Source organism: Streptomyces hebeiensis (assembly GCF_052983195.1).
On record NZ_CM129812.1, the window covers coordinates 931,391 to 951,898 of the forward strand.

The following is a 20,508-nucleotide window of genomic DNA, read 5'->3' on the forward strand; positions in this document are numbered from 1 at the left end:
CCGCGACAGACAGACGCTACGCTGCCCACGGCCAACGCCCCACGGCCCTGGCCCTGTCAGCCCGTCACTGCGCCACGGCTCCGTCGGCCAGTGCCCCGAACTCCTCTTGGACGGCGTAGCACCCCATGTCTTGGTTCGAATCATTCATCCTCGGGCTCGTCCAGGGTTTGACCGAGTTCCTCCCGATCTCCTCCAGCGCGCACCTGCGGCTGACCGCGGCGTTCGCGGGCTGGCACGACCCGGGGGCCGCGTTCACGGCGATCACCCAGATCGGCACGGAGGCGGCCGTCCTGATCTACTTCCGCAAGGACATCGCCCGGATCCTCTCCGCGTGGTCCCGCTCCCTGGTGAACAAGGAGATGCGCGGCGATCACGACGCTCGGATGGGCTGGCTGGTGATCGTCGGCTCGATCCCCATCGGCGTGCTCGGCATCACCCTCAAGGACCAGATCGAGGGCCCGTTCCGGGATCTGCGCCTGATCGCGACCACGCTGATCGTGATGGGCGTCGTCCTCGGCATCGCCGACCGGCTCTCGGCCCGCGACGAGAGCGGCGGCAGGCACCGCGCGGGCAAGGAGCGCAAGACCCTCAAGGACCTGGGTGTCCGGGACGGTCTGATCTACGGCTTCTGCCAGGCCATGGCCCTGGTGCCGGGTGTGTCCCGCTCGGGCGCCACCATCAGCGGCGGCCTGCTGATGGGGTACACCCGCGAGTCGGCGGCCCGCTACTCCTTCCTGCTGGCGGTACCGGCTGTGCTCGCCTCGGGCGCGTACGAGCTGAAGGACGCGGGCGAGGGTCACGTGTCCTGGGGACCGACCCTGTTCGCCACCGCGATCGCGTTCGGTGTGGGCTACGCGGTCATCGCGTGGTTCATGAAATTCATCACGACGAAGAGCTTCATGCCGTTCGTGATCTACCGGATCCTCCTCGGCATCGCGCTGTTCGTGCTGGTCGGGACCGACACACTGAGCCCGCACGCGGGCGAGTCGGCGGGCTGACGACGCGCGCGCATGTAGCGCTACCCAGCATTTTCCAGCGTCTGACTACATCACCACGCCATGATCATCTCCCACTCGTCTCCCACCCGGGAGGCGGGATCCATGCCGAGTTCGGCATAGATCGGCTTATGCCGTGTGCCGGGTTATGCCGACCGGGGCGGCGACAGCATGGGGAGCCCCGTGCCTGCCTCGGAACGGTCGGCATAACCCTGGACTCCGTCTCAGAGTGTTCGGAGGAACGCCAGCAGGTTGTCCGGGGCGGTGAAACGTCCGGGGGTGCTGCCGGCGGGAGCCGTGCGCGCGAGCGCGCGTTCTCCGAGGGGCTGGGGGCCACGGTGCTGCCGGACTTCAGCGTCGTCGGCGACCCTCTGGAGCGACAGGGCGCGATCACTGTGCGGCCGCTCGCGGGGGATGCGACCGACGTACTGCTGGTACTGCAGCGCCGCCATGCCCGCCGAGGAGTAGGCCGCGTACGACTGGGCGGGGCGGGCGATCAAGCGGCACCGGGTGGAGATTCCCGAGACGGTAACCGCCCGATCGGCGGCGGGCGGCTCGGCCAGGTCGGCAACCTGAAATCCGGTATCCCCGACGTCGCCCCAGAGGGCTGGATCCGGTGGGGTGCATTGCCACGCCATCCGGTCGTGCGGGTCGGACGGGGAGAGGCCGGCTGCGCTGTCGGCGCATGTCCCTTGGCGGGCTGCCCGGCAGCGCGGCACGGATCAGCCGGATGCCGTCAGTGCCGCGCGCGCGGTGGTGAGGATCTCCTCGGAGAGCGGGGAACCGTTGGTGGCCCGGGCCAGGACGAGTGCGCCGAGCATGGTGCACAGCCGGGTGATGCCGTCCTGGTCCTCAGTGGTGAGCCACTCGGCGAAGTCGCCCACGCCTTCGGTGTAGATCCGGCGGGCTTCCTGGACTTCGCCCTCGCGCGCCATGTCGGTGACGAGTGCGGCGACGGGACACCCGTCCGCCGGGCTGTCGCGGTGTCCAGGGGAGAGGTAGGCGTCGATCAGTGCCCGCCGGGCGGCGCCTCGCTGCCCGGCGTGCTGCTCGAGTCCGTCCTTGTGGCGTCGGGTGAGTTCGTTGAATGCGTGGGCGGTGGCTTCGTCGATGAGTGCCTCTTTGGAGGCGAACTGCTTGTAGAAGCCGCCGTGGGTCAGTCCGGCCGCCTTCATGATGTCGGCGACGCTGGCGTGAGTTCCCTGTTCCCGGAACAGGCGAGACGCGGTTTCCACGACCCGCCGGCGGTTCTCCTCGGCCTGCGCCTGCGATACGCGCCCCATCGGCCACCTCCCGCTTGGATGTCGACTGGCATCTATCCTAGACCAGTGTTTAGATTGTGGTTGTAATCTAATTTAGTGCCGCCGGCCGCTCGCCGACGGCCGTCACATTGGGAGTGGCATGGAACTGAAGGACACGGTCGCGGTCGTCACCGGCGCCAACCGGGGGCTCGGGCGGCATCTTGCGGCCCAGCTCGTGGAGCGTGGCGCGAAGGTGTACGGCGCGGCCCGGCGCCCCGAGACGGTCGACGTGCCGGGTGTCGTCCCGCTGCGGCTGGACGTCACGGACGAGGCGTCGATACAGGAGGCCGCCCGCGTGGCGTCCGACGCGACCCTGCTGATCAACAACGCGGGCATCTCCACCGGCGCGACGCTGATCGGAGGCGACCTGGCTGAGGTACGTCGCGAGATGGAGACCAACTTCTTCGGCCCGCTCGCCGCGACCCGCGCCTTCGCCCCCGTGATCGAGGGCAACGGCGGCGGTGCCGTGCTCAACGTCCTGTCCGTCCTGTCCTGGTTCCACCCGGCCGGCCTCGGCTCCTACGCCGCGTCCAAGGCCGCCGCTTGGGCGCTGAGCGACGCGACCCGTGAGGAGCTGGCACCGCGCGGGATCACCGTCTCGGCGCTGCACGTCGGCTACATGGACACCGACATGGCCGCCGGCGTGCCCGCCGATCAGAAGGTCGCCGCCGCCGACGTCGCGGCCCAGGCCCTTAACGGCATCGAGACCGGCCTGCCCGAGATCCTCGCCGACGAGGCCAGCCGGTACGTCAAGCAGAGCCTGTCCGCGGCACCCCAGCCGAACGCGGGCTGACGCTCGCCCCTCCACCCCGGCGCGACCACCTCCACACCTCTCGGACAAGGACATCCCATGCGTTACACGACCTTCGGACACCGGACCGGACTGCGCGTGTCCGAGTACGCGCTCGGCACCGCGAACTTCGGCACTGGCTGGGGCGCAGGCGCCGAGCCGGACGAGGCCCGCCGGATCTTCGACCGGTTCGCCGAGGCGGGCGGCACCTTCCTCGACAGCGCGGACGGCTACCAGTTCGGCGAGTCGGAGGAACTGACCGGAAAGCTGATCTCCGCCGACCGCGACCACTTCGTCCTGGCCACGAAGTTCACCCTCGGCGCCGCCCCGCAGCCGGACATATCCAGGACCGGCAACAGCCGCAAGAACATGGTCGCCTCGGTGGAAGCCAGCCTGAAGCGCCTGGGCACCGACTACATCGACCTGCTGTGGGTGCACTTCCCCGACGAGCTCACCCCCATGGAAGAACTCCTGCGCGGACTCGACGACCTGGTGAGCGCCGGCAAGATCCACCACGCCGCGCTGTCCAACTTCCCCGCCTGGCGCGTCTCGCGCGCGGTAACCCTCGCCGATCTAAGGAACCAGGCCCCGATCGTGGGCATCCAGCACGAGTACAGCCTCGTCGAACGCACCGCCGACCGTGAGCTCCTGCCCATGGCCGAGAGCCTCGGGCTCGGCGCAGCCCTGTGGTCCCCGCTCGGCGGCGGACTGCTCACCGGCAAGTACCGCCGCTCCACCGAGGGGCGCCTGAGCGACCTGGGCGCGGTCATCCACACCGAGAGCACCGGCCAGAAGACCGCCGTCGTCGACACCGTCCTGGCCGTCGCCGAGGAGACCGGCGTGGCACCCGCCCGGGTAGCGGTGGCCTGGGTGCGCGAGCGCGCCGCCCGTTCCGTGGCCACGCTCGTCCCGATCATCGGCCCGCGCAGCCTCTCCCAGCTCGACAGCTACCTCGGCGCCCTCGACGTCCAGCTGACCGACGAGCACTACACCCGCCTGACCGAGGTCAGCGCGGTGCCGCTCGGCGCACCCCACGAGGGGATCACCGCCTCCCTGGACCGCCTCCAGGGAGGCGCCGCCGACCGCGTCATCGCCCCGGTCGTGCCGGTGGCCTGATGGGTGAACGCGGCTGAGGGCGCGGTGCGCCCGCGCCGCAGCCAGAAGAACAACACAAACTATCTCGTACTGGGAGAAGCCCGGGGCGAGCGGAGACTCCGACCTTTCACGGACGGGACACGGAACGGAGACGACGATGAGGGCTTTCATGGTCGAGAAGTACGGCGGCCAAGCCGGGATGCGCGCCGCCGAGCTACCCGCCCCCCAGGTGGGTGCCGACGACGTCCTGGTCAAGATCCACGCGGCAGGCGTCAACCCGCTGGACCTCCGGATCCGCAACGGCGACTTCAAGGCGTTCATGCCCTACCGTCTCCCGCTCGTCCTGGGCAACGACCTCGCAGGGACGGTCGTCCGGGTCGGCCCGGCCGTCACCCGCTTCGCGGTGGGCGACGAGGTCTACGCCCGGCCCGACAAGGACCGCATCGGCACCTTCGCCGAACTCATCGCCGTCCACCAGGACGACCTGGCACCCAAACCGGCCATGCTCACCATGGCCGAGGCCGCCTCCCTTCCCCTGGTCGCGCTGACCGCATGGCAGGCACTGGTCGAGCGGGCCCACGTACAGCCGGGCCAGAAGGTCCTCATCCACGCGGGCGCAGGCGGCCTCGGCTCCATCGCCGTCCAACTGGCGAAGGTGCTCGGCGCACACGTCGCCACCACCGTGAGCACCGCCAAGGTCGACCTGGCCAAGGACCTCGGCGCGGACATCGTCGTCGACTACCGCACCCAGGACTTCGAAGAGGTCCTCGACGGCTACGACGTCGTCCTCGACAGCCTCGGCGGCGAGAACCTCGCCAAATCCCTGCGCGTACTCAAGCCCGGCGGCACGGCCATCAGCGTCGCGGGCCCGCCCGACCCGGCCTTCGCCCGCGAACTCGGCCTGAACCCGGTCCTCCGCCTGGCCATGACCGCCCTCAGCTTCAAGACCCGACGTGACGCGAAGCGCCACGGCGTGACGTACTCGTTCCTGTTCATGAAGGCCAGCGGCGACCAACTGCGCGAACTCACCCCCCTCATCGACGCCGGAAAGATCCGTCCCGTCGTCGACCGCGTCTTCCCGTTCGACGAAACCCTCCAGGCCATGGAGTACGTCGAGAAGGGCCGCGCGAAGGCCGGGAAAGTCGTCGTCTCCCTGACGTGAGCGCGGGCACAGCCCAGCAGGACGCCGAGGCAGCCCGTCACCACGAGAAGCCCAACCCCCACACCCCCGTCCCCCACCACACACCAGGACCCGGCCATGAGCGCATCGTCCAGCTCCCCCACACCCACCCCGTCGTCGTACAAGAACGCGCCGACCCGCTCCGTGTCCGTGCAGGGCGTCAGCTTCGCCTACCGGCAGCTCGGCCCGGACGACGGCGTACCGCTGATCCTCCTCAACCACCTGTCCGCGGTCCTGGACAACTGGGATCCACGGGTCGTCGACGGACTGGCCGCCCGACGCCGCGTGATCACCTACGACAACCGCGGCGTCGGCGCGTCCGGCGGCTCCACACCCGACACCATCGAGGCGATGGCCCGCGACACCGTGCTGTTCATCCGGGCCCTCGGGTTCGACCAGGTCGACCTGCTCGGCCTGTCGATGGGCGGCTTCATCGCCCAGGTCATCGCAGCAGAGGAACCCGACCTCGTACGCAAACTCATCCTCGCGGGCACGGGCCCCGCCGGCGGACCCGGCATCGACAAGGTCACGTCCCTCACCGTCCAGGACATGCTGAAGGCGACGCTGCGGCGCAAGGACCCGAAGCACTACCTCTTCTTCATCACCTGCCTGCCCACAGCCGAACGCCGGCTCTACCTCGCCTGCTGGCTGGACCTGGCCACCCGCGAGGTCGTCGGCTATGCCATGGCCGACCACCACCGCGCCGAACTCGTCGTCGACGCCCCCGACATGGCCCACGGCCGGGGCGGACTGGAGCCAGGCTGCGTGATCCACAGCGATCGCGGCAGTGAATGCACGTCAGCCCCGTTCCGCGCCCGTATAGGGAAGTTGGGACTGCGGCACAGCTGCGGACGCACCGGATCATGCTTCGACAACGCTGCCGCGGAGAGCTTCTGGACCCTGCACAAAGAGGAGGTCGGCACCCGTATCCGGCCCGACCGGGCCACCGCCCGAGCCGAGGTCTTCTCCTTCATCGCGACCTTCTACAACCACCGCCGCCCGCGAAAGCACCGGACTTTCGGCTACCTCACCCCGACCGAGACCAGGCAGCGGCATCGGCACGCCCTCGCGGCATAACGATCACGTGTCCGAGATCACGGGGAAACTTCCCAGGCCGGGTAGTTAGCGCTGCAGCCCCGTGCGCAAGGTGAGGTGGAGGCACTCATCTGCGCAGAACGTGGGCAACGCGGCCCCGTTGAGACAGATGTCGACCAAGACGTCCTGCCCACGGAGCCGCGTTGTCCGTCCATTCTGCCTCCCCGCCTGCCATGGCGACGCTCTCGCGAGAAAACGCCCTGGCCACCGGGCAGTTCGCCCCCGGTCACCTGGGCGGACTGACGCCGCATCTGCCCTTCGAACTCGTGGACGCGGTCCTGGAGGAAACCCGCGCGGTCCAGCGGCGGCTGCGGGACCTGCCGTCCCGGGTCGGGGTGTACTTCCTGGTGGCGCTGTGCCTGTTCCCCGAGGTCGGCTACCAGCTGGTCTGGGACAAGATGACCTACGGGCTCGATGGCCTCCTGCCGACACCCAGCGCGAAGGGACTGCGGGATCTGCGTCGCCGCGTGGGCTGCGCTCCGATGAAGGCCCTGTCCGGCGTGATGGCCGGGACACTGGCCCAACCCCGTACCCCAGGGGCCCGTTTCGGTCCCTTCCGCACGGTCTCCTTCGCCGACTGCAGCTCGATCAAGGTGCCACGAGTCCTCGCCCTGCTGCAAGAAGAACCCGAACGGCAGTGGCAGGCCCGAGAGATCGCCGAACTCCTCGGCGACATCACCCTCGTCGACTCCTACCACCAGCTCAGCCGCTGGAGCAAGAAGGGACTGATCAAGAAAGTCCGCACAGGCCGCTACTCGGCGGCCTTACCCCCGACTGACGTGTCCTTGCAACCTCGCGCTGAACCCTAACTACCCGGCCTTGGGGAAACTTCATCATCGCGTTTCCCCTCCTCTCCGTCATCACGGCCGGCCGAAGCACCGAGGTGCTGCGGTGACACATGCGAACGCGCCCTTGGCCATCGAGGGACACCGGCGGATCGTGCTGCCCGCGGGCGGCGCGCTGTTCTTCTTCGGCGTGTTGGTCGGCGTCGGTCCGGCTCGGACCGGGAAGGCCGCCGACGTGAAGGCCGCCCCGCAGGCCACGGTGACCGCCACGACGACCGAGACACCCGCGCCCGGGCCCGCGGTGACCGAGATGGTCACCGCCGCGCCGAAACCGGCGCCGACCGTCACCGAGACGAAGACCGTGCGGGTGACACTCGAGCCCTCGATCGGCGGCGACGACGGCAGCGGCACGTCCGGCGGATCGGGATCCGGTGGGGGCGGGTCGGCGTACGACGAGGACTGCGACACGGCCCGGGCCGCCGGAGCCGCACCCGTGCGCGCGGGCGATCCGGGAGCTACGGCCGGCACCTCGACCGCGACGGTGACGGGGTCGGCTGCGAGTAGGACGGGCCCCGGTCGCCGTCGGCCCACCGGATGAAATTCGTCACGACGGAGAGCTTCATGCGGTTCGCGATCCACCGGATACTCCTCGGCATCGCGCTGTTCGCGCTGGTCACGACGGCACACAGAGTCCGCACACGGGCCGAGCCGACCGGCTCACGACGCCCGGCGGGACGGGGCGCGCCGGCGAGTGTGAGGAAGGACGCGTCCCGATCGGCTTCCCGCCACCGGCGCTGCCCCTACGGTTGTCACATGTCCTCCACATCCGCATCCGCATCCGCCCCGTCGGCCCTCAGCGCCGCGGCGGCCAATGACCGGATCCGCGCGCTCGTCGACGCGGCCGACGGAACGTGGCCCGCGGAGGCGTACGAGGTCCTGCTGCTGGAATGGGCGGAGGCCCTCCACAACGGCATGGACGAGGCCGCCTGAGGCCCTCGCCCCGCCCCGCCGGGCGACCCGGTGACGGCTCCGGCGCGATCGGTCCTGCCCGGTACCGGGCAGGACCGATCGCGCCTGTCAGGAATGACCGTACGTCAGCCGAGGACCGTCGCCGCGCCTCTCAGGAGCAGGCCGCAGCCGAGGGCGAGGACCACCGTGGCCGAGGCCAGGGGGGCGGCTCGGTGGACGAGAGTCGCGAGGCGGCCGCCGGGGCGGCGGGCGAGGCGGCGCGTGGTCGTCTCCCGCAGGCGTACCACCGCGAACCCGGCCGCCGTCAGGGTGAGGGCCAGACCCGCGCCGTAGGCCAGGACCAGCAGGAAGCCGAACCACGCCTGGCCCAGGGCGGCCGCTCCGACCAGGACGACGACGGCCGACGGGCTCGGCACCAGGCCGCCGGCGAGGCCCATCAGGATGACGCCGCGCAGGCCAGGTGCGGGCGGGGTGTGGCTGTGCGTATGCGGGTGCGCGTGATCGTGCGGGTGCGTGGGTGGGTGCGGGTGCGGGTGGTCGTGGGCCTTGGCGTCGGCGAGGCCCCCCGATGCCCCCGGTCCCGACGGCCCTGGCCCGGACACGGCGGCCGACACCGGCACGCGCTCCTCCGTGTCCGCGTGCGTGTGGGTGTGCGGGTGGCCATGGGTGTGCGCGTGGTCGTGACCGTGACTGTGACCGTGCGCGTGGTGGCGTCCGCGCCATGCCTTGCGCACCAGCAGCACACCGGCCGCCGCCACCAGCCCGCCACTCGCGATGCCCAGCCAGGAGACCACGGTCGGCGCCGCCGCCGAGCCCGCCACGATCAGGCCGCCCAGGACGAAGACCCCCAGGGTGTGCGTCAGGGTCACCGAGGCCCCGAGCGCCAGCACGTCCCGCAGCGAGCTGCGGCCACCGGCCGTAGCGGCGGCCGCCATCATGGTCTTGCCGTGGCCCGGGGCCAGCGCGTGCCCCGCGCCGAGCACCAGGGAGGCGCCCAGGGCGAGCAGCGCGAAACCGAAGGACAGTTCGTGCCGGGCCACCAGTGCCGTCAGCGCCTGCGCCCAGCGGTCCGCTCCCCGCGGCAGGACGCCCGCCACCGGCGAGCCGACGCCGTCACCGGAAGAGGCCGAGGTGTCCGAGGTGCCGGACGACCCGGCCAGCGCGGGGCCACCGGGTTCCGCCGAGAAGGCCGCCGAGCGGTCGTCGGCCGGCGAGGAGAGCAGGTCCTCGGGGTACGCGGTCAGCCGCCGGGACAGCGAGTCGCGCGGTACGTCCGCACCGTCCAGCGTCATCCGGTCGCCGCGCGCCGTGATCTCCCGCCACCCCGTACCGGTCGTGGCGTCCGCCGGACGGAACTCGACGCGTATGTCCCCCTCGTCCGGGAGCGGGGCCGTCAGCGCGCAGGTCACCCGTAGTGTCCGAAGTCCCGCTTGCCCCGGCCGTTCCCGCGCCGAGGCGCGCTCCGCCGAGACCGCTTCGGCGGCTCCCGCGGTCCCTGCCGCCCCGTCACCCCCGACGGTCAGCCCGGCCCCGGCCGCCGCCGTGTCACAGCGGGCCCGGGCCCATGCCGACAGTTCGGCCTCGGACAGCCGGTCGTCGCCGTCGGTGTCGATACGGCGGCGTTCCTGCGCGGCCGGGATCTCCGCCAGGTCCTCGACGTGGTCCACGCGCAATGTTCCCGGCGCGACGACCAGGCCGTCGTACTGGTTGACGGTGAAGTTCCCCAGCGGGTGCGCCTGCGCCGCGGGGGCCATGATCAGGGCCGTGGCCGCGCCCGCCACCAACGTGGCGAGGACGGCCGCGGTACGGCGGTGGTTCACCGCTTCTCCTCCAGCTCCACCAGCGCGGACCTGGCCTCGCGCGCCCCCGTCGGGGAGAAGCCGGGGTTCAGCTCCAGCGCGGCGCGCAGATCGCGGCGCGCCGCGTCGTCGTCGCCCAGGGCGCGCTCGATCATGCCGCGATGAAAGAGGAACGAGGCGTTCCGGTAGCCCGGTGAGGCGGCCGTCGCCTTCTTCGCGTACAGCAGCGCTTCCTCGTCCTTGCCGTTCGCGTGCAGCGCCCAGGCGAGCGCGTCCGCCGTGTGGACGCTCTCCCGGCGCGCGAACTCCGCGCGCGCCGCCGTCAGGGCGTCTCCGGCATCGCCGTGGTCGGCCTCGATGAGCGCGGACTCCAGATCGGTGGCGACACCGCTCGCGTCCGCCAGCTTCGTCCACGCGCCGACGAGCGCGTACTGCTCCACCGCCCGCTCCGGCCGGCCGGCCGCCTCCCGCAGCTCTCCCAGCGCGGCGAGCTGGCCCGGCAGGGGGTAGCGCCGTACGACCTCCTCGAGATCGTCCAGCGCGCGCTTCGTCTCTCCCCGGGCCGCGTGGGTGCGTCCCCGTCCCTCCAGCGCCGGTACGTAGCGGGGGTCGGCGCGCAGCGCGGTGGCGTAGTGCTCCAGAGCGCGCGCGTACTGGCCCTGGCTCCAGGCGAGTTGGCCGAGCGCGGTGGCGACGTACGCGGTGTCGGCCGGGGTCGCGGCCGAGTCCAGTGCCCGCAGCAGGACCTCACGGGCCTTCGTCACATCGCCCCGCAACTCCAGTACGTACGCGAAGCGTGTGAACACCGGAATGCCGGGGCGGCGCCGGTCGGCGAGGCGGACCGCGCTCCACGCCTCGTCGTAGCGGCCCAGTTCGACCAGCGCGTCGACGCGGCTGGACAGTGCCGTCTCGCTGTACGGATTCACCCGCAGCGCCCGGTCGGCCTCGGTCAACGCGGTGCGGAAGTCGTGCCGGGCGGCAGCCAGCGCCGCCCGGCCGGCGAGCGCCGCGTCGTTGTCGGCGGCGGGGCGCAGCGCGAGCGAGCGCTCGAAGGCCCGCTCCGCCTGCGGGTAGCGCATCGGGTCGCCGCTGGTCCGCGCCTGCTCGACGTAGGCGGCGCCCAGCGTCGCCCATCCGGTGGCGTCCTCGGGCCGCGCCTTGAGGTGTTTCTGCAGGCCCTCGATGCCCTGGGTGAGGTCTCCGGCCGCCAGCCTCTCGACGGGCACCGCCGCCGCGAGGACGGGGGCGCCCGCGGGGGAGGGGTCGGTGTCACCGCTGGTTCCGAGGGCCACCGACGTGGCGGTCAGACCGGTGGCCACCGCCACGACCGCGGCGATCCGCCACCCCCGGCGCGCTCCACGGCCCTGGCGCCGCCCCTGGTCCTGGCGCCGCGCCTGGTCCTGGTCGGGCGCCTGGTGCCGCACCCGACGCCGGCCCTGGCCCTGCCCCGGGCTCCGGTCCTGCTCCGGGCTCCGGTGCGGGTCCTGCCCGTGGTTCTGCTCGTGGCCCTGCTCCCGCCGGCACTCGCGCTCCCCCTCACGCTCACGCCACCGCGCGAACCGCGGCTTCCCTACGGGCATGTCTCTCGCCTTCCTCGGTCGTCCGGATGATCTCGGGCCGGCCGGACGGCCGTACGCCTGGTGGGCATACGGCCGTCCGTACCTGGCGTTGTGTCAGCCCAGCCAGGTACCGCGTGCGGACCGGCGGCGCGAGCGCGTCCAGATCAGGCCGAGACCGATCACCAGCACCGCCGCGGCGGCCCCCGTCGCGGCGGAGGCGAACATCACCGTGTTGCTGCCCCAGGACGCGGTGAGCGAGGAGATCCCGCCGGTCAGACCCGCCGCGCCGCTCTTGGCGGAGGCGGCCTCCGCGCGGGTGTCGGACCCCGCGGTGGGCAGCGCCACATACGGGAAGGCCTTCTCGAAGTCCTTGTCGTTGGCGTCGACCGAGTCGCCCAGGTCGTTCTCAGCGCCGACCAGTTCGCCCTCGACGACCTGGAGGGCGATGTCCAGCACGTCGTCGGTCAGCCGGCGCCCGTTGGGGAAGCCCGCGTTGTCACCGTCGAGCACGCCCAGCCGCTTGGGCTCGGCGACCGGCTTGATGGAGGTGTTGAGACGCAGCATCTCCGACGGTGTGACCTTCGGGGGCTGGTTGAGGTCCTTGACGCCGGTGAGGAACACCTCGACCAGGTCCTCACGGGGTTCCGCCGGTGCCTTGATGTCGAAGATCGCCTCGACGAGCTTCGGCAGTTCGGGTTCGGTCACGTTCTTCAGGAAGTCCCCGTCGTTCTCCGGCGAGGAGGCGTTGAACTTGTCCTTGTCCTTGACCGGGTTGACGACCTCGTTGACCAGCGGCATGCCGAGTCGCGAGACCTGGGTGAACTCTCCGTACGCGTTCTTGCGCGAAGTGGTCGAGTAGATGCCGACGACCGGCTGTTCCTCCGACTCCCGGATGTAGGAGTTGGGCACCTGGAGGGCGATGGTGTTGACGTTGTAGCCGTTCAGTGTGTCGTTGCCGACCTCGGAGAGATCCCCGCCGTACAGCAGGTCGAAGACGCGCAGGTCGAGGAAGAACGGATCGTCGGCCTGGCCCGCGAAGCTCTTCATCCCGCCCGGGAGTTCCTTGACGGCCTGGTCGCGCAGCTTCTCGTAGTCGGGCATCGACGCCCTGCCGACGTTCGACGGGGCGACCGGCAGGCCCTCGGCGACCTTGTGCTTCGAGGCGACCTTTCCGTGCTTCAGCCGCAGCAGTTCGATGTCGTAGGTCTGGGTGAAGTTGAGGTCCGCGTCGTCCAGGCTCTCCACCGGGCCCGTGTTGTAGAGGAAGGTGTCCTCGTTCTTCCGGTGGTCCTTGAAGGTGAACCGGTACAGCAGGTCGTCCTGGGCGTCGCCGTCACTGTCGATGTGGATGTCGTAGCGCGCGTCCGTGGCGAAGGTGTAGAAGTTCGGCCCGCCCGCCGGTTCCTGGAACGGCAGCCAGTTGGCCACCACCGTGGTCGTGTCCGGGTGATCGGGGCTGACGAACGCGTACACATCCGTGTTGTCGTACTGCGGTTCACCCGAGATCAGGGGTGCCTCACGGTGGCTGGAGGCGTTCGCCGTGCCCGGCGTCAGCACGGCCACGCCGGCCGCCGCGAGCCCCCCGGCGACCAGCGCGCCACTGACGAGCAGTGCGACACCGCCGCGTTTCCGCCCCGTGCGCCGGCTTGTGGTGTGTGCGGTCATCGCAGTCCGTCCTTCATCCGTCATCGCGCCTGTTCCGGCCCGCTGTTCGTCCATTACGTGCGCGGGGCCCGCCGTGTTCGATCCCCTCGGCACGAGTTGCCACGTCCGTTCGCGGCGCGTTTCGTGCTCGCGACGCGTTTCGCGCGTGGTGCGTTCGTGCGTGTGGTGCGTTCGTGCGCGTCGCGCCTGTGGCGGGCCGCCGCGCGGCGTGTCCTACACGGGCCATTCGGGGCGGGTGGGCGACGGGATTGGTCGGATCGCAAAAAAATTCTCCGGCCGGGCCGAGGGGTGACTCGGCGAGGCCGGAGGAGTTCTGACGGAAGGCCGGAAAGCGAGGTGAGAGACGGCCGACGGGCTTCCCGCGCCCGCTCCGTACGCGCGTGCCGCGACGCGGCACGCGAGGTGAGGCGGGAGGAAGCCCGTCGGCCGGTGGTCCGCCCCGCTCAGGACTGAGGACGGCTCCCGTGGTTCGCGCCGTTCTTGCGGCGCGCCTTCTTCTTACGGCGACGCTTCGACGACATGCCGTCTCCTTTCTTCAGGGGCTTTGTTCCGGTCTTTTATACCGGTTCACACCGTTCCACACCGATTTCACGTCGGTGATCTTGGGGCGCGTACCCGGAGCCGCACACCCCACCCTCGATGTGAGGCACCTCACAACAAGCGGAGGGCCTTGCCAATATTTCGGCAAGCGTTGACAAGTTTGCACAACGGTGACGACCATGAAATATGTCGTTCACCCGCCCCTCGCTCCTCCGTCCGTGACGGAGCTGCCATGGCCCCCACCCTGACCGACGTGGCCAAGAGCGCCAACGTCGCACTCTCCACCGCCTCCCGTGCCTTCAGCGACCCGGGCCGTCTCGGACCGCAGACCTTGCGCAAGGTGCTGACCGCCGCGCAAGAGCTGGGATACGAGCCGCCCGTGGTCCGTGGTCCGTTCCAGCCGGCCGAGGCTCCCGCGGCCGGCTCGGACGACAGCGGTACGGCCACCGTCGCCGTGATCGTGCCGGACATCGCCAACCCCGTGTTCGGGGCCTTCGTGAAGGCCGCGCAGGGAGAGGGCTGGCACCGTCGGCGGACGGTCGTACTCGCCGACACCGATCTCAGTCCGGACCGCGAGCGCGAAGTCATCGCCCATCTGCGGGAGCGGGCCGACGGGCTGATCGTCTGCTCCCCGCGACTGGAGGCGGACCAGGTCCTGGACCTGTGCGGCCGTACCCCGGCGGTGCTCGTCAACCGGGAGACCTCCGGCGCGGACTGTGTGATCGCCGACGCCGCCCACGGACTGCGCCAGGCCGCCGAGTACCTGGCCGCTCTCGGGCACCGGCGGATCGCCTACGTCCAGGGCATGCAGCGTTCCTGGTCCAACGCGCACCGGGTGGACCTGATCCGCGCCGAGGCCGAACGGGCCGGTCTGGAACTGGAGTTGCTGGGCTGGCAGGCGGAGACGGCGGACGGCGGCACGGCCGCGGCGGCGAGCGTGATGGCCTCGCGCGCGTCGGCGGTGATCACGCACAACGACCTGGTGGCGTTCGGTGTGATCGCCGGCGCGCGGGCCCTCGGCCTGAGCGTCCCGGAGGACCTCAGTGTGATCGGCGTCGACGACATCCCGTTCGCCGAGGTGTCCCAGCCGTCCCTGACGAGCATCTCCGTGCCCATGGCCCGGGCGGGCGCGGTCAGCCTGGAGATGCTGGGCCAGGTGATGGCGGGCGAGCGGCAGACGCCCCGCACACTGCGACTGCCGACGCAGCTCATCGTGCGCGCGTCCACCGGACCGGCCGGGCCCGCCCCTACCCGCACCACACCGAAGGAGGACCTGACGTGAGCGCCGACGCCCCCGCGCCCGGGGGGAGCCGTCCGACGGCTTCCGCGCCCCCGGACGCACCCGGGTCCGCCCCCGTACCCGCGGCCACGGCCACGCCCGCCGCCATCGCACCGGAGCCGCCCGGCGCCCCCACCGTCGTCGTCGTCGAGCCGAACTTCGCCTTCCTTCGCACCGAGTTCGAGCGGGCCCTGCCCGAGGGCAGCCGCGTCCGCTGGCCCGACCCCGGCGACCCCGCCGCCGTCGAGGCCGCCCTCGCGGACGCGGACGTCCTCGTCTCGGGCCGCTGCACGCCCGCCATGGCCGCCGCCGCGCCCCGGCTGCGGCTCGCGCACGCCTCCGGCGCCGGTACGGACGGCATCGACGTCGACGCCCTCGCGCCCGGTGTCCAGGTCGCCAACACCTTCCACCACGAGGACTCCATCGCCGAGTACGCCGTGTCGGCCGCGATCATGCTCCGCCGCGGCTTCCCGAGGCAGCACGCCGCGCTGCGCGAGGGGCGGTGGGACTCCCCCTCGTACGATCCGGGCGCCCCGTGGGTGGACACGCTGGCCACCGCGACCGTCGGCTTCGTCGGCTTCGGCCACATCGGGGCCCGCTGCTGGCAGCGCTTCCGGGCGTTCGGCGCCCGGGGCATGGCGGTGACCCGACGCGGGGAGGTGGACGCGGCGGCCCATGGACTGGCCCGCTCGGAAACCATCGACGGACTCGGGCCGCTGCTGGAGTCCTCGGACGTGGTCGTCGTCTCCGCCCCGCTCACCCCCGGCACCAAGGGCCTGGTCGGCGCGGCCGAGCTGGCCCGGCTCGGTCCGTCCGGCGTGCTGATCCATGTCGGCCGCGGCCCGGTGGTGGACGAGGGCGCGCTCTACCGCGCGCTCCGCGACCGTACGCTCGGCGCCGCAGCGATCGACGTCTGGTACCGCTACCCGGCGGGCGGGCACACCGCCGCCCCCGCCACCCATCCCTTCGAGACGCTGGACAACGTACTGATGACTCCGCACACCTCGGGCGTCACCCGCCAGACCTTCGAACACCGCGTGCGGGACATCGCCGCCAACATCGGCCGGCTCGCCGCGGGCGAACGGCTCCACAACGTCGTGGCGGTGGCCCGATGACCACGGCCGGAACAGCAGCGGCAGCGAACGCGGGCACAGGAACGGCTACACGTACCTGCGCCGACAAGGGCGTTGGCACGAGAACGGGAACGGGCGCCGACACCATCGTCGCCGCCGAGGTGTTGGTGACCAGCCCCGGACGCAACTTCGTCGCCCTCAAGATAACCACCGCGCAGGGCCTGGTCGGCTGGGGCGACGCCACGCTCAACGGCCGCGAACTCGCGGTCGCCTCCTACCTCCGCGACCATCTCGCCCCGCTCCTGATCGGCCGCGATCCGGCGCGGATCGAGGACACCTGGCAGTACCTCTACCGCGGGGCCTACTGGCGGCGCGGTCCCGTGACCATGACGGCGATCGGCGCGGTGGACATCGCGCTGTGGGACATCAAGGGCAAGGCAACCGGTCAGCCGGTCTACCAACTGCTGGGCGGGGCCGTCCGGGACCGGATCCTCACGTACACCCATGCCACCGGCTGGGACGTTCCCCACCTGCTCGACTCGGTCGACGCGCGCCGCGCGGAGGGTTTCCTCGCGATACGCGCGCAGAGCGGCGTGCCGGGCCTCGACACGGTGTACGGGGTGACCCGGGACGGCGTGGGGTACGAGCCGGCCGGCCGGGGCGCGGCGCCCGCGGAGGAGGTCTGGGACACGGAGTCCTACCTGCGGCACGCGCCCAAGGTGCTGGCCGCGGTACGAGAACACGTGGGGCCGGAGGTCAGGCTGCTGCACGACGCCCACCACCGCCTCACCCCCGGACAGGCGGCCGGCCTGGGCCGCGCGCTCGAAGAGGTGGACCTTTTCTGGCTGGAGGACGTCACCCCCGCCGAGAACCAGGAGGTGCTGCGGCACGTCCGGCGGCACACGACCGTCCCGCTGGCGATCGGCGAGGTGTTCAACACCGTCTGGGAGTGCCAGAGCCTGATCACCGAGCAGCTCATCGACTTCGTGCGGACCTGTGTGACCCACGCGGGCGGGATCAGCCATCTGCGCCGGATCGCCGCCCTCGCGGAGATCTGGCAGGTACGGCTCGGCCCGCACGGTCCCTCGGACGTCTCCCCCGTCGCGCTCGGCGCGTCGCTGCACGTCGGCCTGTCGACACCGAACTTCGCCATCCAGGAGTACATGGGGTACGAGCCGCTCGTCCACGAGGTGTTCCAGCACGCGTGGAGCTACGCCGACGGCCATCTGCACCCGGGGGACCGGCCCGGAATCGGGATCGAGGTCGACGAGAAGCTGGCCGCCCGGTTCCCCTACGAACCCGCCTACCTGCCCGTCGCCCGGCGCCGCGACGGCTCGATGACGGACTGGTGACCGTACCCGTGACCACGACGACAACGACAACGACAACGACAACGACCCTGCCGCGCCTGGGCCGGGAGACGGCCGCCGCGCGGGCCCGGTCGCGGCCGGCCGCCCCGTCCGGCACCGGGATCGTGCACCTCGGACTCGGCAACTTCCACCGCGCGCACCAGGCCGTGCACACGGCTGCCGCGCTGGCACACACCGACGGCCCCTGGGGCATTCTCGGGGTGGCCGGCCGGACGCCGGACGTGGCACGGGCGATGCGGGAGCAGGACCTGCGCTACTCGGTCGTGGAGATCTCCCCGGAGCGCACCCGGATCACGGTCCCCGCCGTGCACACCGGCGCGCTGGTGGCGGCGGAGCAGCCGGAGGACGTGCTCGACGCGCTGGCGGCGCCCGCCACGGCCGTCATCACCCTGACCGTCACAGAACACGGCTACACGTTCTCGCCGCGCACCCACGGTCTCGACCTCGACTCCCCGGACGTCCGGGCGGACCTGCGCGGGGACACTCCCGCGCGGACCACGATCGGGCGGATCGTGCGCGGTCTGCAGCGCCGCCTGCGCCTGCACGCCCGGCCGGTGACGGTCCTGAGCTGCGACAACCTCGTCGGCAACGGCGAGCTGACCGGCCGACTCGTGCGGGAGTTCGCCGAGGCGCTGCCCGCCGCGGAACGCGAGGAGCTGGTGCCGTGGCTGGAGAGCGCGGTGACGTTCCCCGGCTCCATGGTCGACCGGATCGTCCCAGCCACCACCGACGCCTACCGCGACGCGGTCGCCGCGCGCCTGGGCCTGTACGACGCCGTGCCGGTGCCGGCCGAACCGTTCAGCATGTGGGTGATGGAGGACCGGTTCGCCGCGGGACGGCCGGCCTGGGAGCACGGCGGAGCGCTGTTCACGGCGGACGTCGAACCCTACGAACTGCTCAAGCTCCGGCTGCTCAACGGCACGCACTCGCTCATCGCGTACCTGGGCGCGCTGGACGGGCGCGAGACGGTCCCGGACTCCGTCGGGCGGCCGTTCATCGCCGAGGCGGCGCGCCGTGTGCTGTACGACGAGTACCTGCCCAGCCTCACCGTGCCCCCGGACGTCGACCCGGACCACTACGCCGGGCAGTTGTTCGACCGCTGGGCCAATACCGCGCTCGGTCACCGGACGCGGCAGGTCGGGTCCGACGGCTCGGTGAAACTGCGCCAGCGGGTCCCCGACCCCGCCCTGCTCCACCTGCGGGCGGGCCGGATGCCGCACCACCTGGCCCTGACCGTGGCCGCCTACCTGTGCTGCGTGACCCCGCCGCGCGGTTTCGAGCCGGGGCCGCACGCCGCCGCGATGGCCGACCCCGCCCGCGAGCGGCTCCGCGCGATCGTCGCCGGCGCCGCTCCCGGCACCGGTGTGCGCGGCGCCGCGGCCGTCCGCGCGGTCCTGGAGAGCGGGCTGCTGGGCGACGGGCTGACCGAACATCCCGAATTCTCCGCCCGGGTCGCCGAGTTGGCCGATGTCATCGTCCGGCACGGCCCGGCCGGCGCGGCGGCCGACGCCCTCCTCGCCACGGACGGCGCTCCCCGTCCCACCGACTGACCCCGCCCGCCGACCCCGCTCTTTCCCGCAGACCCCCTCACAAGGACGTGAGAACGTGCTCCTCCCCGACACGACCCGCGCCGCCGTCCTGCACGGCCCGGGTGACCTCCGTACAGAACACATCCCCCTGCCCCCGCTCGGCCCCGGCGACGTGCTGGTCACGGTCGACGCCGTCGGTGTGTGCGGCTCGGACATGCACTACTTCGCGGACGGCCGCAACGGCGCGAACACACTGCGCCGGCCGACCGTGCTCGGCCACGAGGCCGCCGGGACGGTCACCGCCACCGGTTCCGGCGTCGAGCTGGAGACCGGCACCCGGGTCGCGGTGGAACCCGCCGTGGGCTGCGGTGCCTGTCCGACCTGCCGCTCCGGGCGCTACAACCTCTGCCCGAACGGGGTCTGCCTCGGCTCGCCCCCGACACACGGGACCTTCGCCGAGTCCGCCGTCCTCCCCGCGCGGGCCGTGCACCCGCTGCCGGACGCCCTCCCCCTCGAGCTGGGCGCGCTGATCGAGCCGCTGGCCGTCGCCGTGTGGGCGGTACGCCGCGCCGAGATCGGCCTCGGTGACCGGGTGCTGATCACCGGCGCGGGGCCCATCGGCCTCCTGGTGCTCCAGGTGGCACGCGCCGCGGGCGCCGCCGAGGTGATCGTCACCGACGTCAACGACGCCCGGCTGGACCGGGCCCGCGCCTTCGGCGCCGGCGTCGTGCTCAACACGGCCGGGCGCGAAGACCTGGGACTCGACGGTGTGGACCGGCTGGTGGAGTGTTCGGCCCATCCGGTCGCGCTGTGGCAGGGCCTGCGCACCCTCCGCCCCGCCGGCCGGGCCACCGTCGTCGGCCAGGCCGGGATCTCGGTCGACGGACTGCCCCTGGCCCATCTCCAGCGGTGGGAGATCGATCTGGTGACGGCGTTCCGTTACGCCCATGCCTTCCCGACCGCCCTCGCGATGGCCGCCGACGGCCGCGTCGATCTGGCGGGTATTCTCACCGGGCGTTTTCCTCTGGACCGGGCGGCCGACGCGCTGCGCGCGCCCCAGCGGGACCCGTCGCACCTCAAGGTCGTCGTCCGGCCCGGTGACTGACTCCACGGTCCGGTAACCCTCCCGACTCCTCGTCCCCTCCCCCGCGGCCACGACCGCGTCTCTCCCCCGCCCGTACGGCCCGCTTCCCCACCCGTACGGCTCGCCCGGGCGACCCCGGTCCGTCCGGACCGGTCCCCACTCGGCGGGCCGCCTCCCGTCCGCCTCCCGGCGTCGCACCCCCGTCGGGCCGCGGCCCCGGCCGACCGCGCCACACCGCGGGCGGGCCCACATCCGGCGATGCCCTCCCTATCGGCACCGCGCGGTCCCATGTCCCGTATCCCGTACCGGCACCGCCCGTACGGCACCCACGCCCCACCGGCGCCTCACACGCCCGCTTCCCCGCTCTTCTCCCTTTTTCCCGGGGCTTCTCCCTTCCCCG

General features: G+C 72.0%; 18 protein-coding genes and 1 pseudogene. 14 read left to right on the forward strand and 5 right to left on the reverse strand.

Annotated elements, in window-relative coordinates; all coding sequences use genetic code 11:
* Positions 1 to 125 precede the first annotated feature (125 nt).
* Together ACU6P3_RS03970 and ACU6P3_RS03975 are read left to right on the forward strand one after the other, a co-directional pair.
* Positions 126 to 998 carry an undecaprenyl-diphosphate phosphatase gene (locus tag ACU6P3_RS03970; protein ID WP_447195941.1) on the forward strand — a complete coding sequence of 291 codons (873 nt, stop codon included), beginning with the start codon at positions 126 to 128 and terminating at the stop codon, positions 996 to 998.
* A gap of 314 nt (positions 999 to 1,312) precedes the next feature.
* Positions 1,313 to 1,450 (forward strand): annotated as a pseudogene (locus ACU6P3_RS03975) (LysR family transcriptional regulator); the annotation flags it as partial.
* A gap of 267 nt (positions 1,451 to 1,717) precedes the next feature.
* On the opposite strand, the gene ACU6P3_RS03980 reads toward ACU6P3_RS03975, so the two are convergent.
* A complete protein-coding gene (locus ACU6P3_RS03980; protein ID WP_447195942.1) occupies positions 1,718 to 2,278 on the reverse strand; it encodes a TetR/AcrR family transcriptional regulator in 561 nt (186 codons plus the stop codon).
* A gap of 118 nt (positions 2,279 to 2,396) precedes the next feature.
* Between ACU6P3_RS03980 and ACU6P3_RS03985 the strand changes: the two genes are divergently transcribed.
* The 7 genes from ACU6P3_RS03985 to ACU6P3_RS04015 all read left to right on the forward strand — a co-directional run bounded on the left by ACU6P3_RS03985 (position 2,397) and on the right by ACU6P3_RS04015 (position 8,231).
* A complete protein-coding gene (locus tag ACU6P3_RS03985) occupies positions 2,397 to 3,089 on the forward strand; it encodes an SDR family oxidoreductase (RefSeq protein ID WP_447193415.1) in 693 nt (230 codons plus the stop codon).
* A gap of 57 nt (positions 3,090 to 3,146) precedes the next feature.
* Positions 3,147 to 4,202 carry an aldo/keto reductase gene (locus tag ACU6P3_RS03990; protein WP_447193414.1) on the forward strand — a complete coding sequence of 352 codons (1,056 nt, stop codon included), beginning with the start codon at positions 3,147 to 3,149 and terminating at the stop codon, positions 4,200 to 4,202.
* A 136-nt stretch (positions 4,203 to 4,338) separates the two neighbouring features.
* A complete protein-coding gene (locus tag ACU6P3_RS03995; RefSeq protein ID WP_447195943.1) occupies positions 4,339 to 5,343 on the forward strand; it encodes an NADP-dependent oxidoreductase in 1,005 nt (334 codons plus the stop codon).
* Between the two features lie 96 nt (positions 5,344 to 5,439).
* Positions 5,440 to 6,438 carry an alpha/beta fold hydrolase gene (locus ACU6P3_RS04000; RefSeq protein WP_447195944.1) on the forward strand — a complete coding sequence of 333 codons (999 nt, stop codon included), beginning with the start codon at positions 5,440 to 5,442 and terminating at the stop codon, positions 6,436 to 6,438.
* A 161-nt stretch (positions 6,439 to 6,599) separates the two neighbouring features.
* Entirely contained in the window at positions 6,600 to 7,265 is a 666-nt protein-coding gene (locus ACU6P3_RS04005) for a transposase domain-containing protein (protein ID WP_447195945.1), read from the forward strand.
* A gap of 435 nt (positions 7,266 to 7,700) precedes the next feature.
* A complete protein-coding gene (locus ACU6P3_RS04010) occupies positions 7,701 to 7,805 on the forward strand; it encodes an excalibur calcium-binding domain-containing protein (protein WP_447197758.1) in 105 nt (34 codons plus the stop codon).
* A gap of 249 nt (positions 7,806 to 8,054) precedes the next feature.
* Positions 8,055 to 8,231: a hypothetical protein gene (locus ACU6P3_RS04015; RefSeq protein WP_344276677.1), complete on the forward strand. Its 177-nt coding sequence runs from the start codon at positions 8,055 to 8,057 to the stop codon at positions 8,229 to 8,231.
* 104 nt (positions 8,232 to 8,335) lie between these two features.
* On the opposite strand, the gene ACU6P3_RS04020 is transcribed toward ACU6P3_RS04015, so the two are convergent.
* The 4 genes from ACU6P3_RS04020 to ACU6P3_RS04035 form a co-directional block, all read right to left on the reverse strand.
* On the reverse strand, positions 8,336 to 10,030 hold the full coding sequence (locus ACU6P3_RS04020) for a nickel transporter (protein ID WP_447195946.1): 1,695 nt from the start codon (positions 10,028 to 10,030) through the stop codon (positions 8,336 to 8,338).
* Positions 10,027 to 11,589, reverse strand: a complete 1,563-nt coding sequence (locus tag ACU6P3_RS04025; RefSeq protein WP_447195947.1) for a tetratricopeptide repeat protein — start codon at positions 11,587 to 11,589, stop codon at positions 10,027 to 10,029. Before ACU6P3_RS04025 ends, ACU6P3_RS04020 begins: the two co-directional genes overlap by 4 nt.
* A gap of 93 nt (positions 11,590 to 11,682) precedes the next feature.
* Entirely contained in the window at positions 11,683 to 13,233 is a 1,551-nt protein-coding gene (locus ACU6P3_RS04030; RefSeq protein WP_447195948.1) for a DUF4331 domain-containing protein, read from the reverse strand.
* Positions 13,234 to 13,676: 443 nt separating this feature from the next.
* On the reverse strand, positions 13,677 to 13,754 hold the full coding sequence (locus ACU6P3_RS04035) for a 50S ribosomal protein bL37 (protein ID WP_370443954.1): 78 nt from the start codon (positions 13,752 to 13,754) through the stop codon (positions 13,677 to 13,679).
* 251 nt (positions 13,755 to 14,005) lie between these two features.
* On the opposite strand from ACU6P3_RS04035, the gene ACU6P3_RS04040 reads away from it, so the two are divergent.
* From ACU6P3_RS04040 to ACU6P3_RS04060, 5 genes are all read left to right on the forward strand, one after another.
* Complete coding sequence (locus ACU6P3_RS04040) at positions 14,006 to 15,055, forward strand: LacI family DNA-binding transcriptional regulator (RefSeq protein WP_447195949.1); 1,050 nt, start codon at positions 14,006 to 14,008, stop codon at positions 15,053 to 15,055.
* Positions 15,052 to 16,167, forward strand: coding sequence for a 2-hydroxyacid dehydrogenase (locus ACU6P3_RS04045; RefSeq protein ID WP_447195950.1), 1,116 nt, complete (start codon positions 15,052 to 15,054; stop codon positions 16,165 to 16,167). The genes ACU6P3_RS04040 and ACU6P3_RS04045 overlap by 4 nt, the downstream gene beginning before the upstream one ends.
* 104 nt (positions 16,168 to 16,271) lie before the next feature.
* Complete coding sequence (manD, locus tag ACU6P3_RS04050; protein ID WP_447197759.1) at positions 16,272 to 17,477, forward strand: D-mannonate dehydratase ManD; 1,206 nt, start codon at positions 16,272 to 16,274, stop codon at positions 17,475 to 17,477.
* Positions 17,474 to 19,045, forward strand: coding sequence for a mannitol dehydrogenase family protein (locus ACU6P3_RS04055; protein ID WP_447195951.1), 1,572 nt, complete (start codon positions 17,474 to 17,476; stop codon positions 19,043 to 19,045). The genes manD and ACU6P3_RS04055 overlap by 4 nt, the downstream gene beginning before the upstream one ends.
* Positions 19,046 to 19,100: 55 nt before the next feature.
* The gene (locus tag ACU6P3_RS04060; protein ID WP_447195952.1) at positions 19,101 to 20,129 is read left to right on the forward strand and encodes an NAD(P)-dependent alcohol dehydrogenase; all 1,029 of its coding nucleotides are present in this window, start codon (positions 19,101 to 19,103) and stop codon (positions 20,127 to 20,129) included.
* The last annotated feature ends 379 nt before the right edge of the window (positions 20,130 to 20,508 follow it).

Excerpts from the sequence above, each read along its gene's own strand:
- ACU6P3_RS04035 (WP_370443954.1), bottom strand. The coding sequence starts at position 13,754 with ATGTCGTCGAAGCGTCGCCGTAAGAAGAAGGCGCGCCGCAAGAACGGC.
- ACU6P3_RS04000 (WP_447195944.1), top strand. The coding sequence starts at position 5,440 with ATGAGCGCATCGTCCAGCTCCCCCACACCCACCCCGTCGTCGTACAAG.
- ACU6P3_RS03990 (WP_447193414.1), top strand. The coding sequence starts at position 3,147 with ATGCGTTACACGACCTTCGGACACCGGACCGGACTGCGCGTGTCCGAG.
- ACU6P3_RS04030 (WP_447195948.1), bottom strand. The coding sequence starts at position 13,233 with ATGACCGCACACACCACAAGCCGGCGCACGGGGCGGAAACGCGGCGGT.
- ACU6P3_RS03995 (WP_447195943.1), top strand. The coding sequence starts at position 4,339 with ATGAGGGCTTTCATGGTCGAGAAGTACGGCGGCCAAGCCGGGATGCGC.
- ACU6P3_RS04040 (WP_447195949.1), top strand. The coding sequence starts at position 14,006 with ATGGCCCCCACCCTGACCGACGTGGCCAAGAGCGCCAACGTCGCACTC.
- ACU6P3_RS03970 (WP_447195941.1), top strand. The coding sequence starts at position 126 with ATGTCTTGGTTCGAATCATTCATCCTCGGGCTCGTCCAGGGTTTGACC.
- ACU6P3_RS03985 (WP_447193415.1), top strand. The coding sequence starts at position 2,397 with ATGGAACTGAAGGACACGGTCGCGGTCGTCACCGGCGCCAACCGGGGG.
- ACU6P3_RS04015 (WP_344276677.1), top strand. The coding sequence starts at position 8,055 with ATGTCCTCCACATCCGCATCCGCATCCGCCCCGTCGGCCCTCAGCGCC.
- ACU6P3_RS03980 (WP_447195942.1), bottom strand. The coding sequence starts at position 2,278 with ATGGGGCGCGTATCGCAGGCGCAGGCCGAGGAGAACCGCCGGCGGGTC.
- ACU6P3_RS04025 (WP_447195947.1), bottom strand. The coding sequence starts at position 11,589 with ATGCCCGTAGGGAAGCCGCGGTTCGCGCGGTGGCGTGAGCGTGAGGGG.